9 protein-coding genes and 1 pseudogene are annotated in these 12,824 nt (G+C 72.3%); 1 reads left to right on the forward strand and 9 read right to left on the reverse strand.

All coding sequences use genetic code 11. The features are described from left to right. Positions 1–21 precede the first annotated feature (21 nt). From ACIBIW_RS10875 to ACIBIW_RS10900, 6 genes and pseudogenes are all read right to left on the reverse strand, one after another. A pseudogene (locus ACIBIW_RS10875) lies at positions 22–792 on the reverse strand (glycosyl hydrolase family 5); the annotation flags it as partial. A 218-nt stretch (positions 793–1,010) separates the two neighbouring features. Continuing rightward, positions 1,011–2,030: an ornithine carbamoyltransferase gene (argF, locus tag ACIBIW_RS10880; protein ID WP_399334327.1), complete on the reverse strand. Its 1,020-nt coding sequence runs from the start codon at positions 2,028–2,030 to the stop codon at positions 1,011–1,013. Between the two features lie 171 nt (positions 2,031–2,201). Next, a complete protein-coding gene (locus ACIBIW_RS10885; protein ID WP_399334329.1) occupies positions 2,202–3,434 on the reverse strand; it encodes an arginine deiminase in 1,233 nt (410 codons plus the stop codon). Positions 3,435–3,678: 244 nt separating this feature from the next. Next, positions 3,679–6,345 carry a polynucleotide kinase-phosphatase gene (locus ACIBIW_RS10890; protein WP_399334331.1) on the reverse strand — a complete coding sequence of 889 codons (2,667 nt, stop codon included), beginning with the start codon at positions 6,343–6,345 and terminating at the stop codon, positions 3,679–3,681. Then, positions 6,342–8,051, reverse strand: a complete 1,710-nt coding sequence (locus ACIBIW_RS10895; protein ID WP_399334333.1) for a 3' terminal RNA ribose 2'-O-methyltransferase Hen1 — start codon at positions 8,049–8,051, stop codon at positions 6,342–6,344. The genes ACIBIW_RS10890 and ACIBIW_RS10895 overlap by 4 nt, the downstream gene beginning before the upstream one ends. Before the next feature lie 153 nt (positions 8,052–8,204). Continuing rightward, positions 8,205–9,128 carry an LLM class F420-dependent oxidoreductase gene (locus ACIBIW_RS10900; RefSeq protein ID WP_399334335.1) on the reverse strand — a complete coding sequence of 308 codons (924 nt, stop codon included), beginning with the start codon at positions 9,126–9,128 and terminating at the stop codon, positions 8,205–8,207. 127 nt (positions 9,129–9,255) lie between these two features. On the opposite strand from ACIBIW_RS10900, the gene ACIBIW_RS10905 reads away from it, so the two are divergent. After that, the gene (locus tag ACIBIW_RS10905; protein ID WP_399334337.1) at positions 9,256–10,221 is read left to right on the forward strand and encodes a GNAT family N-acetyltransferase; all 966 of its coding nucleotides are present in this window, start codon (positions 9,256–9,258) and stop codon (positions 10,219–10,221) included. A gap of 88 nt (positions 10,222–10,309) precedes the next feature. Here the strand turns inward: ACIBIW_RS10905 and ACIBIW_RS10910 are convergent, their stop codons facing one another. The 3 genes from ACIBIW_RS10910 to ACIBIW_RS10920 all read right to left on the reverse strand — a co-directional run bounded on the left by ACIBIW_RS10910 (position 10,310) and on the right by ACIBIW_RS10920 (position 12,621). Continuing rightward, positions 10,310–10,792 carry a DUF6099 family protein gene (locus ACIBIW_RS10910; protein WP_399334339.1) on the reverse strand — a complete coding sequence of 161 codons (483 nt, stop codon included), beginning with the start codon at positions 10,790–10,792 and terminating at the stop codon, positions 10,310–10,312. A 302-nt stretch (positions 10,793–11,094) separates the two neighbouring features. Continuing rightward, a complete protein-coding gene (locus ACIBIW_RS10915) occupies positions 11,095–11,481 on the reverse strand; it encodes a cell division protein SepF (RefSeq protein WP_399334341.1) in 387 nt (128 codons plus the stop codon). 159 nt (positions 11,482–11,640) lie between these two features. Then, positions 11,641–12,621, reverse strand: coding sequence for an MIP/aquaporin family protein (locus ACIBIW_RS10920; protein ID WP_399334343.1), 981 nt, complete (start codon positions 12,619–12,621; stop codon positions 11,641–11,643). Positions 12,622–12,824: the final 203 nt, after the last annotated feature.

The raw sequence follows: 12,824 nt of genomic DNA on the forward strand, positions 1-12,824 counted from the left end.
CGCCGGGCCGTACGGTCAGCCGACGGCCGTGGAGAAGGAGTTCACCGCGAGTCCTGCGCCGCCCTCCCAGGGCTCGAAGCCCGCCTGGATGCTGGTCAGGTACCAGGAGTCCTGTGCGAGGCCCTGGTTGACGGTCTCGGTGATGAAGTCCTTGACGTCGAAGCTCCAACTGTCCATGGGGGTGTCGGCGACGAAGGAGATGACGTCGTTGCCGCCGTTGTTGCCGGTCCACACCTGCCAGTTCTTGCCGCCGACGGCGGCGGTGCCGGTCTGGGAGCCCACGGGCTGAACCGGGCCCTGGTGGTTGAACCAGATCATGATCTCGGTCTGGTTGACGCCGTCCGTCCTGGGCTCGGGGTCGAGCCAGATGTCGTACGCCGCGTCGAAGACGGCGCCGTCGGCATAGCCGTACGAGACGCTGCTCTGAGCGCTGCCGATGGCGCTGATCTGCTTGGGCAGGGCGGTGCCGGGCGAGCAGTTGTCGTAGTGGCAGCCGTCGTAGACCGACGGGTACGACTTCGGGGGGCCGTCGGTGGAGGCGGCGCCGTCGGCCTGGGTGATCCGGAAGCCGCTGTCGGTGACGTTGATGCATTGCGCCTCGCTGGTGCCCCAGCGGTTGTTCTGGACGACGTAGTGGTCCTGGATGACGCCCGTGCCGTACGCCGTGCAGATCTCTGTGTCGGCCCGCGCGGGGCCGGTGGCCGTGGCGACGGCCGTGAGGGAGGCGGCGGCGAGGACGAGTGCCGTGGCGGCGGCGCGCGCGGAGCGCACCGGGGCGGGGAGTGGCTTCATGCTGTCCCTTTCACATGCCTGTGGGGGTTCGTGGGGGTGCGGGAGACACGGCCCGGCGGGACGAGGGTGTGGGAGCGCTCCCAAAGGTCTTTCGGGCAGGGACTGTAGGACGCCTCGCGCCGCCACGGCAAGACACCCCGCGCGATCCGTGCCGTGGGGGCGGGGGCGCGCCCGGTGACCGGGGCCCGGCGTCCGGTGAGCGGGGCGCCCCCGCGGGGCTACGCCCCGGCGAGCGTGGCGACCATGAGGGCCTTGATGGTGTGGAGCCGGTTCTCGGCCTCGTCGAAGACGACGGAGTGCGCGGACTCGAAGACCTCGTCGGTGACCTCAAGGGAGTCGAGGCCGTGCCGCTCGTGGATCTGGCGGCCGACCTCGGTGCCGAGGTCGTGGAAGGCGGGCAGGCAGTGCAAGAACTTCACGTCCGGGTTGCCGGTGGCGCGCAGCACGTCCATGGTCACCGCGTAGCGGCCGAGGGCGGTGATGCGCTCGTCCCAGACGTCCTTGGGCTCGCCCATGGAGACCCAGACGTCGGTGGCGACGAAGTCGGCGCCGCGCACGCCCTCCTCGACGTTTTCGGTGAGGGTGAGGACGGCGCCGCTGGCCTCGGCGAGTTCGCGGGCGCGGGCGACGACCGCGTCGGCGGGCCAGTACGCCTTCGGCGCGGCGATACGGACGTCGAGGCCGAGCAGGGCGCCGGTGACGAGGTAGGAGTTGCCCATGTTGAAGCGGGCGTCGCCCAGGTAGGCGAGGGCGATGCCGCCGCCGTCGAGGGGCTTCGCGCTGTGCTCGGCCATGGTGAGGACGTCGGCGAGCATCTGGGTGGGGTGCCAGTCGTCGGTGAGGCCGTTGTAGACGGGGACGCCCGCGTACGCGGCCAGTTCCTCGACATGGTCCTGGCGATCGCCCCGGTACTCCAGGGCGTCGAACATCCGGCCGAGCACCCGGGCGGTGTCCTTGACGGACTCCTTGTGCCCGATCTGGGAGCCGGAGGGGTCGAGGTAGGTGGTGGAGGCGCCCTGGTCGGCGGCGGCGACCTCGAAGGCGCAGCGGGTCCTCGTGGAGGTCTTCTCGAAGATCAGCGCTATGTTCCTGCCGCGCAGCAGGGGCGTCTCGGTGCCCGCCTTCTTCTCGGCCTTCAGCTCGGCGGCGAGGGCGACGAGCGCCCGGAACTCGGCCGCGGTGAAGTCCAGCTCCTTGAGGAAGTGGCGGCCGGTGAGGCCGGCCGGGATGGTCGCCATGGGGACTCCTGGGGTGTGCGGCTGGGACAGTTCTGGAACTATATACGAGCGCTCACATTTATATGCAGGGAGTGGGGTGCGGGTGGTCCGGGGGTGGGTGCGGGCGAGGGGCTCGGGGCCGGTCCTGGTGCGGGTTCCGGTTCGGGTGCGGGGCACGGCGGGGCGGCGGGGCTACGCCGCGTCGCGCTCCACCGGGCAGCTCATGCAGCGCGGTCCGCCACGGCCCCTGCCCAGTTCGCTGCCGGGGATCTCGATCACCTCGATGCCCTGCTTGCGCAGATGGGTGTTGGTGGTGGCGTTGCGCTCGTAGGCGACGACGACGCCCGGCTCCACGGCGAGCACGTTGCAGCCGTCGTCCCACTGTTCGCGCTCCGCGGAGTGCACGTCCTGGGTGGGGGTCAGCACCCTGATCTCGGGGAGCCCGAGCGCGGCGGCGATGGCGCGGTGCATGTGCTCGGGCGGGTGGTCGGTCACCTTCAGCTCGCGGCCGTCGACGCCCGGCTCGATGGTGTACGAGCGGAGCATGCCGAGGCCCGCGTACTGGGTGAAGGTGTCGCCGTCGACCATGGTCATCACCGTGTCCAGATGCATGGTGGCGCGGCGCTTGGGCATGTCGACGGCGACGATGGTGGTCGCGGACCCGGCCGCGAACAGCTTGTGCGCCAGCATCTCCACCGCCTGCGGGGTGGTCCGCTCGCTCATCCCGATCAGCACCGCGCCCCTGCCGATCACCAGCACGTCGCCGCCCTCGATGGTCGAGGGATAGTCGGACTGCCCCTCCGACCAGGTGTGGAAGGGGCCCGCGGTGTCGCCGTGGAAGACCGGGTGGTGCTGGTAGACCGCCTCGAAGTGGACGGTCTCGCGCTGCCTCGCGGGCCAGCGCATGGCGTTGATCGACACCCCGTCGTAGATCCAGGCCGAGGTGTCCCTGGTGTAGAGGTGGCTGGGCAGCGGGCCGAGCAGGAAGTCGTCGAGGTCCATGGCGTGGAAGCGCACCGAGGTCGGCTCGGGATGGCGGTCGAGGAACTCCCGCTTCGTCATGCCGCCCACCAGCGCCTCCGCGAGTTCCGGGGCGTCAAGGCCCTCGAAGGCGGCCCTGAGGTGGTCCGTGGCGAGCGGCCCGTACTCCTTCTCGTCGAAGACCCGGTCGAGCACGAGCCGGCGCGCCGCGGGGACCTCCAGGGTCTCGGTGAGGAGGTCACCGAAGAGGTGGACCGTGACGCCGCGGTCCCGCAGCAGCTTCGCGAACCCGTCGTGCTCCTCGCGCGCCCTGCGCACCCAGAGGACGTCGTCGAAGAGGAGGGCGTCCTTGTTGGAGGGCGTGAGGCGCTTCAGCTCCATGCCGGGCCGGTGGAGGATGACCCGGCGCAGCCGCCCGGCCTCGGAGTCGACGTGAAAACCCATACGCACAGTCTGCCCGGTCGGCGGGCCGGGGGCGGCGGATGCGGGGGCGTGGGTGTGGTGCGGGGGGCCGGTGGGCCGTGGTGGGCGTCGGTGGGTGCACGGGGGTGGTGGGTCGTTCGGGTGCGGGTGAGACCGGGGGGTGGTGAGGTCGGGGCGGCCGGTGGGGCCGGGTGCCGGTGGGCGGGGCTGTCGCCCGCCCCGGGTGGGGGCGGGCGACGGCTTCGGGACGAGTGGGCGGGCGGTGTCAGAGCCTGGGGTCGACCGGCTCCGACTCCAGGGCGAGCACCGCGAACACCGGCTCGTGGACCCGCCACAGGGGCTCGCCCTCCGCCAGCCGGTCCAGCGCCTCAAGGCCGAGCCCGTACTCGCGCACCGCGAGGGACCGCTTGTGGCCGAGGGTGCGCCCGCGCAGCCGCGCCAGGTTCTCGGGGCGGGTGTACTCGGGGCCGTAGATGATCCGCAGGTACTCCCGGCCCCGGCACTTGACGCCCGGCTGCACCAGCCGGTCCCGCTCGTCGTGGACCAGCGCCCCGACGGGCTTCACGACCATGCCCTCGCCGCCGCGCCCGGTCATCTCCAGCCACCAGTCGGTGCCGAGCCGTACCGACTCCTCGTCGCCCGTGTCGACGTACAGCCTGCGGGTGGTGCGCAGGAGTCCGCCCGCGTCGTTCTCCACCAGGCTGTCGATGAGGGCCAGTTGCTCGTCGTGCGGCAGCGCCGCGAGGCTGCGTCCGCGCACCGCGAGGAGCTGGAACGGGGCGAGCCGCACCCCGTCGAGTCCTTCGGTGAGCCAGCAGTAGCGGCGGTAGGCGTCGGTGAACGCGGCCGCGTCGGCGGCGCGTTCACGCTGCCGCGTCAGCAACCCGCCCGTGTCCACGCCGCGTTCCGCCGCCGCTTCGAGTGCCGCGAGCGCCCCGGGGAAGACGGCGCCCGCCGCGGCGCCGACGGCCGCGTACTGGCTGCGCAGCAGCCCGCCGGCCTTCAGCGACCAGGGCAGCAGTTCCGCGTCGAGCAGCAGCCAGTCGGTGTCGAGCCGCTCCCAGAGACCGGCCGCCGTCGCCGCGTCCCGCACCCGCCGCAGGATCTCCTCCGTGGTGGCGGCGTCGTCGAAGAAGGCCCGTCCTGTACGGGTGTACAGGGAGCCGGTGCCGGTCGTGGCGCCGAAGCGCTCGCGCGCGACGTCCGCGTCCCGGCACACCAGCGCCACCGCGCGCGAGCCCATGTGCTTCTCCTCGCACACCACGTTCCGCACCCCGTCGGCCGCGTACCGGGCGAAGACCTCCTCGGGGTGTTCGAGGTACCCCTCGCGCTGCGAGGTGGGCCCCGGCGCCATTGTCGGCGGCAGGTACGGCATCAGCGCAGGGTCGATGGCGAACCGGCTCATCACCTCAAGTGCCGCCGCGGCGTTCTCCTCGCGGACCGTGACCCGCCCGGCGTGCCGGGTCTCCACGCCGCGCCGCCCCTGCACGTCGGCGAGGTCGAGCGGCCGTCCGTCCCGGCCGCCGGGCGCCTCGGTGCGCAGCGGCCGCACCGGCTCGTACCACACCCGCTCGGCCGGCACGTCGACGATCTCCCGCTCGGGCCAGCGCAACGCGGTCAGCTTCCCGCCGAACACCGCGCCGGTGTCGAGGCAGATGGTGTTGTTGAGCCAGGTCGCCTCGGGGACCGGGGTGTGGCCGTACACCACGGCGGCCCGGCCGCGGTAGTCCTCCGCCCACGGGTAGCGCACCGGCAGGCCGAACTCGTCGGTCTCGCCCGTCGTGTCCCCGTACAGCGCGTGCGAGCGCACCCGTCCCGAGGTGCGGCCGTGGTACTTCTCCGGCAGCCCGGCGTGGCAGACGACGAGCCGGCCGCCGTCGAGCACGTAGTGGCTGACGAGCCGGGCCACGAAGCTCTTCACCTCGGCCCTGAACTCCTCGCTCTCCGCCTCCAGTTGGGTCACGGTCTCGGCGAGCCCGTGGGTGAGCTGCACCTTCCTGCCGCCGAGCCAGCGGCCCAGCTTGTTCTCGTGGTTGCCCGGTACGCACAGCGCGTCGCCCGAGGCCACCATCGTCATCACCCGGCGCAGCACCCCCGGTGTGTCCGGGCCCCGGTCGACGAGGTCGCCGACGAACACGGCGGTACGTCCTTCGGGGTGGTGCCCGTCGGCGTAGCCGAGCCTGCCGAGCAGGGTCTCCAACTCGGCGGCGCAGCCGTGCACATCGCCGATGATGTCGAAGGGGCCCGTGAGGTGGGCGAGGTCGTTGTAGCGGGGCTCGCGCACGATCCGCGCCCGCTCCACCGCCTCCTCGCCCCGCAGCACGTGCACCTTGCGGAAGCCCTCGCGCTCCAGGCCGCGCAGCGACCGCTTCAGGTCCTTGACGTGCCGCTGGACGACGCGCGGGTGCATGCCGGCGCGGTCGGGGCGGCCCGCGTTGCGGCGGGCGCACACCTCCTCGGGCATGTCGAGCACGATCGCGATCGGCAGCACGTCGTGCTCCCTGGCGAGCCGCACGAGCTGTGCCCTGCTCTCGCGCTGCACGCTGGTGGCGTCCACCACCGTGAGCCTGCCCGCGGCGAGCCGCTTGCCCGCGATGTAGTGCAGCACGTCGAACGCGTCACGCGTGGCCGCCTGGTCGTTCTCGTCGTCCGAGACGAGGCCGCGGCAGAAGTCGGACGAGATCACCTCGGTGGGCTTGAAGTGCCGCCGCGCGAAGGTGGACTTGCCGGACCCGGTGGCGCCGATCAGCACCACGAGGGAGAGATCGGTCACCGCCAGCGCGCGTTCCTCGGCGGCGCCGGGGGCCGTGGGTGCGGTGGGTTCCGCGGCGGGCGCGGGGGCGTCGGGCCCGGTGGCCGGCACGGTGTGTTCTGGGCCAGCGGCGGGTGCGGTGGGCTCGGGGCCGGTGGGCCGGTCGGTCGGGTGCGTCATGCCGCGGTCCCTCCGTTCTCGCTCGTGGTGCCGTCCTGGGTCGCCCCCGCGGTGGCGGGCCCGCCCGCACGCGGCGCCGTGGTGTCGGCGGCGCGGGTGAACACCGCCATCTGAGTCGGCGGGCCGACCTCCGGGTCCTCGGGCCCGACCGGTCCGAAGTCGGCCGTGTAGCCGTGCCGTTCGCAGACCGCGGCCGCCCAGGCCCTGAACTCCTCACGGGTCCACTCGAAGCGGTGGTCGCCGTGGCGCACATGTCCCGCGGGCAGTGTCTCCCAGCGCACGTTGTACTCGGAGTTGGGCGTGGTCACGACCACCGTCCTGGGCCGCGCCGAGCCGAACACCGAGAACTCCAGCGCGGGCAGCCGCGGCGGGTCGACATGTTCCACGACCTCGCTGAGCACCGCAGCGTCGTATCCCTTGAGCGTGCGGTCGGTGTACGCCAGCGAGCCCTGCCGCAGCGCGACGCGCGCCGCCCTCCGCTCCCCCATCTGTTCGAGCCGCAGCCGTCGCGCGGCGACGGTGAGCGCGAGTACGGAGACGTCGATACCGACGATCTCGGTGAACCGGACGTCCTTCAACAGCTCCTGGACGAGCTGCCCCTGCCCGCAGCCGAGGTCGAGCACACGCCCGGCACCGGCGTCACGGAGCGCCGCGAGGATGGCCGCACGCCGCCGGGTGGCCAGCGAGACGTGCCGCTCGTCCTCGGGGGCGGAAGCGGGGGCGGGGTCGGGAGCAGGCGTGGGAGCGGGGTCGCGGGCCGGGTCCCCGCCGGTGGGCGGGGCGTCGGGCCCGACGGCACCCTCTGCGGCCCGGACGCCCTCGGCGCCTTCGGCGCCCGCCGCGCCCGCTGCATCCGCCGCGTCCCGGTCACTCTCGGCGCCTTCGGCGCCCTCGGTGTCCTCCACCGCGTTGTCGATGTCCTCGACGCGGCTGTCGTCGGCCTCGGCGAGGCGCGCCAGTTCCAGGCGCTCCCTGGCCTGGCGGGTGAGGGACCAGCGGCGGGAGAAGTAACGGGCGGTGATGAGCTGGCGTTCCGGGTGTCCGGGCAGCCAGCCCTCGCCCGCGCGCAGCAGCTTGTCCACCTCGTCGGTGGCGACCCAGTAGTGCTTGGCGCCGTCGAGCACCGGCAGCAGTACGTAGAGGTGGCGCAGCGCCTCGCCGAGCAGCAGTTCGCCCTCCAGGACGAGATGCACGTACCGGGAGTCGCCCCAGGTGGGGAAGGCGGTGTCGAGCGGCACCTGGGTGACGGTGACCGTCCAGCCGAGCGGTTCGAAGAAGCGGGTCACGAGCGCGGCGCCGCCTCGTGCGGGCAGCGCGGGGATCTCGACGCGCAGCGGCAGCGGGCGCCCTGGCAGCTCCGGCCTGGCGTCGCAGCGGCCCTTGAGAGCGCTGGAGAACACCTTGCCGAGGGCCACCGCGAGCAGCGAGGACGCCGCGTAGGGGCGGTCGTTGACATACTGCGCCAGCGCGGAGTCGGGTGCGCCGCCGCGGCCCCTGCCGCGGTGCCGCCTCACCAGGGCGACGGGGTCCACGTCGAGCAGCAGCGCCGCCGTGCAGCGCTCGGGCGTCGCCTCGGGGTAGAAGACGTGGGCGTCGCCGTAGGAGGTGCTGAACCGTTGGGTCTTCGCGGGGTGCTTGTGCAGCAGAAAGCCCAGGTCGTCGGCCGGTCGCTCGGAGGTACCCGTGGTACCGATGGTCAGGAACACCCGACCGAGTATGACCATCCGACCGATGGCCCACCAAGGACTTTTCCCGGGCGGGGACGGGCCTGTGACGGCGCGGTGACGTGCGCACACCACGTGCGGCGCCCCGTACAGCCGCGATGGTCCGCGGGTGTACGGGGCCGGGGCGGGGCGCCGTTACGACAGTTGCGAGGCGACCTGTGAGGCGATCAGGTCCAGGTGGTCGAGGTCGGAGAGGTCGAGCATCTGGAGGTAGAAGCGCTGGGAACCCGCCTCCGCATAGCGGCCGATCTTGTCGACGACCTCGCCCGGGGTGCCCGCGAGTCCGTTCTCCCGCAGCTCCGCGGGCTCCCGCCCGATGGCCGCCGCGCGGCGCGCCACCTCGGCCTCGTCCTTGCCCACGCAGACCACGAGGGCGCTTGAGTAGGTCATGGAGCCGGCGGCGCGGCCCTGCGCGGCCACCGCGTCACGGACCCGGCCGAACTGCTTCGCACTGTCCTCGACGGACTGGAACGGCAGGTTGAACTCGTCCGCGTACCGCGCGGCGAGCCGGGGCGTGCGGGTCGGCCCTGAGCCGCCGATGAGGACGGGCACCTTCGCCTGGGCGGGCTTGGGCAGCGCCGGGGAGTCGGTGAGCTGGTAGTAGGTGCCGTCGTAGCTGAACGTCTCGCCGTCCGGGGTGGCCCACAGCCCGGTGACGATGGCGAGCTGCTCCTCGAAGCGGGGGAACTTCTCCTTGGGGAAGGGGATGCCGTACGCGGTGTGCTCGTCGGCGTACCAGCCGGTGCCGAGGCCCAGTTCGACCCGGCCGCCCGACATCTGGTCGACCTGGGCGACCTGGATGGCGAGGACCCCGGGGAGCCGGAAGGTGGCCGCGCTCATCAGCGTGCCGAGCCGGATGCGCCTGGTCTCGCGGGCCAGTCCGGCGAGCGTGACCCAGGCGTCGGTGGGTCCGGGACGCCCGTCGCCATCGCCCATGGCGAGGTAGTGGTCCGAGCGGAAGAACGCGTCGAAGCCCAGCTCCTCCGTGGCCTTGGCGACGCTCAGCAACGTGTCGTAGTCGGCGCCCTGCTGCGGTTCCGTGAAAATGCGAAGGTCCATGCCCCCATCCTGCACAACCGCCCCCCGCCGGGAGCATCGGCCCCGCCGGGTCGTCGCCCGCCGCGCACCCGGCGGGGGCGGCAAAATCGTTCGACCGCCCTGCCGGGCCCTGGCACAGTGGCGCGCCATGGATGGCTTCGCCCGGCTGACCGCCGCAGACGTGGGACTGATGCAGGAGCTGGCGGTGCAGGTCACGGCCGACCGGCTCGACCTGCTGAACTGTGACGCGTCGCTCGGGGAGCTGGCCTGGCTCTGGGGCAAGGGGCACGCGAGCGCCGGGGAGAGCTGGCGGCGCCGACTCTGGTTCTCGGACGGTGCTCCGGTCGCGTGGGGGTGGGCCTCGCTGCCCCGCCGGGCGATGCTCAACGACGGCTGTGTGAAGGACATCACCGGCGCCTCCCTGGTGTACCAGGTCCACCCCGGCCACGGTGCGCTGGTGGACGAGGTGATCGACTGGTACGACGCCGTGGCGGACGGTGTCGAGCGCACCGTGGTGGCGCAGGCCGCCGACGAGTTGGCGCTGGAGCGGTGGGCGGCCCACGGCTACGGGCCCGACCCGGCCTCGCTCGGCGACACCGGCTCCTGGACCCAGCTCAACGTGCGCGACCTGGACGAGGTGGAACTGCCGGTGCTGCCGGACGGGTTCCGCTTCCGCACCGCCGACGAGGCCGGGCCCGCGGCCACGGTCCAAGCCCATCTCGACGCCTGGCCCTCCTCCACCTACTCGGCCGAGGCGTACGAGGGCGTGCGGCGGACCCCTCCCTACCGCGGCGACCTCCATGTCCTCGTGGAGGCGCCGGACGGGACGATGGCCGCGTCGGCGATCATGTGGCTGGACGAGGCGAACCGCAGCGTCGAGTTCGAGCCGGTCGGCACGCATCCGGACCACCGGCGGCTCGGGATCAGCCGGGCGATGATCCTGCACGGCATGCACCTGGCACGGGACGCGGGGGCCGCCCATGCCACGGTCGCCTGCATGGGCGCCGCGGGGCGCCCCGCGGCGCGCGGGCTGTACTACGGCGTCGGATTCCGGAAGTTCAGCCAGGACGTGCCGCTCGTCAAGCCCGCGGGCAGCACGCCCGGGGCCCGGTAGGCATCGCGCGCCGCCCGCGCGGACGCCCGAAGGCGGGCTGCACGGGCACTGCGCCGGGCACCGGTCGTGTGGGGGGGGGATGGTCGGGTCAGGCCGTCTCCGCCGGGGAGTCGGTGGTGGGGAGGGTGTGTTCGCGCTCCGCGAGCCTGCGGAGCATGGCCACGACGCGGTCGCGTGACTCGTCGGCCGCGTCTATGGCCTCCATGCACTGCCAGTAGATCGCGTCCTCATCGGCCGAACTGGCTATGCCCACCAGGGCCATGCCCACTTCGGCGAGCATGGTGCCCAGATCGAACAGGCTCCTTTTCGGGTCTCCGATGGTGGTGAGGCGGGCGGCCCTGATGCCCTCCGCACCGAAGGCGGGGACGCCGAGGGCCGTACAGCCCCGGGTGCCCGCCTCGCCGAGCGCCAGGGCGTCGCCCCGTAACTCACGGGGGCCGCCGGTCGTCAGCCGACTGCCGATCGCCTGGGTCAGGGCCTGCGCCTGCCAGGCTTCCTTGAGGGTGTCCGTCACTTCTCCGCTTTGCGCCAAGGCGCCCCTGCATGTCTCGATGAGCCGCACCGCATCCATGCGCCGCTCCGTCTTCCTTGACGCGCTCACTACGCGTCGATGTGAACTCCGCTTGCCACTACTAAGAGTGAGCTTTGTTGGGACGAAAAGCCAGAGGTAGCCCGAAATCTGTGGACACAAAAACGAATGTGGAAAAGTCCTTCACTCCGGAGAGTGACGATTTTCGGCGGAGGGGGTGGCCGGTCTCCACCCAGGACGGGACGAACCAGGGCCTTGCCGACTGGAGTTCCAAGGTGCCGGCGGCCGACGCCAGTGGGGACGCGGGGCGGCCGACGGGGCGCCGTGGGCCCCCGCCGCGCCGTTCACACCGCCGCGTCGGCCACCAGGCCCTCGATCTCGGTGCCGCGGGGGGCAAGCAGGAAGACGTTGCGCTCGACGCGGTGCATGGCGCTGCCGAGGCCGAAGACGACCCCGCTGCTGAAGTCGAGGACGCGCTTGGCGACGTCCGTCTCGGCGCCGCTGAGGTCGAGCAGCACGGGCACCTCGGCCATCAGGGTCTCGGCGACCTCGCGGGCGTCCGCGAAGACGTTGACGCGCAGGACCTTGAAGACACGCCTCGGCTCGGTGGGGGCCTCGGCGGCCGGTACCGCGCGGTGCGACGGCCAGGAGGGCCAGCCGTCGCGGCTGCGCAGCGGTACGACCTGGGCGAGACCTTCCCACTGTTCATCGGTGACGTCGCGGCTGTTCACTGCCCCTCCACCCCGGTCGGGAGCGCGCTGGTTGTCTGCACCGGGCAATTCTTACGCGGCCTCACCCGTTCGGCCCAACAGCGACACGGCGCACACTAGAAATCGTACAAAAGTACGGACGCCTCCGGGGTGGGGGCGTCCGTACGGGGTGGGAGGCGGCTACTCCTCGTCGTCCGTGCGTGGTTGGCGCGGACTGTCGGGGTCCTCCTCGATGACATGCCCGGCGCGGCCCGGTTCCGCGGCTTTCGCGCGTTCCGCGCGGGCCAGCAGGACGTCGCCGATGAAGAGGTCGTAGATCAGGATGCCGACCACGGCGCCGACGAGCGGTCCGACGATGGGAATCCACCAGTACGCGCTGAACGCGCCCGCGGAACTGCCGGGGAGGGCGAGTTCGTTCCATCCGGCGAGGTAGGTGAGGAGCCGGGGGCCGAAGTCGCGGGCCGGGTTGATCGCGTACCCGGCGTTGGCGCCGTACGAGATGCCGATCGCGGCGACGACGAACCCGGTCAGCAGCGGGCCGAGGTTGGCCTTGACCGCGGTGTTGCGCAGGTCGATCAGGGCGGCGATGAACATCAACAGGAAGGCCGTGCCCACGATCTGGTCGACCAGGGGGCCCCAGATCCCGCCGTGGAAGTAGGGGGCGGGGAAGGTGCTGAAGATGGAGAACGTGCTGAGCGTGTGCCCGTTGACCTTGGGGTCCTTCGAGGCCGCTTCGAATGCCTTGATGGCGTCGAAGTACACGCCGTACACCAGCGCGGCACCGGCGAACGCGCCGACGAGCTGGGCGAACCAGTACGGCACCACCTTCGCCCAGGAGAACTTGCGGCGCACCGCGAACGCGAGCGTCACCGCGGGGTTGATGTGGGCGCCGCTGACGCCACCGGCCACGTAGACGCCGAAGCAGACGGCGAACGCCCAGCCCCAGGCGATGAGGAGCCAGTCCCCCGCGCCGAGGAAGAAGGTGGTGGGGCCCTCGGTGCGGCCGGAGCCCGGCAGGCCCGCGACCGCCATGGCGACCACACCGGCACCGAAGGAGATCAGGATGAACGTACCGAGGAATTCGGCAAGGCACTCTCCGAACAGACCGCCGCGGCGTTTCAGCCCCGAGCCTTTGATGAGCGGCGTGATAACAGTCGCCATTTCGCCTCCCTGACGGCAGACATCTCAATCCGGTGTAACCCGGCGCGGGGGGCCGCGCAACCGCAGGCCAGGGGCCCGCAGCCGCCCTTGCGGCGGCTTTCGTGGCGGCCCGTCGCGGGGTTTGCGCAGGCATGCACACGGGAATTGCGCGCGGTCTGTCCCGGGGCTCCCTGACAGCCGGAGAACGCCGCTCTCCCCACGGA

Origin of the sequence: Streptomyces sp. NPDC050560, from assembly GCF_044457285.1 — a bacterium.
Taxonomy (GTDB): domain Bacteria; phylum Actinomycetota; class Actinomycetes; order Streptomycetales; family Streptomycetaceae; genus Streptomyces.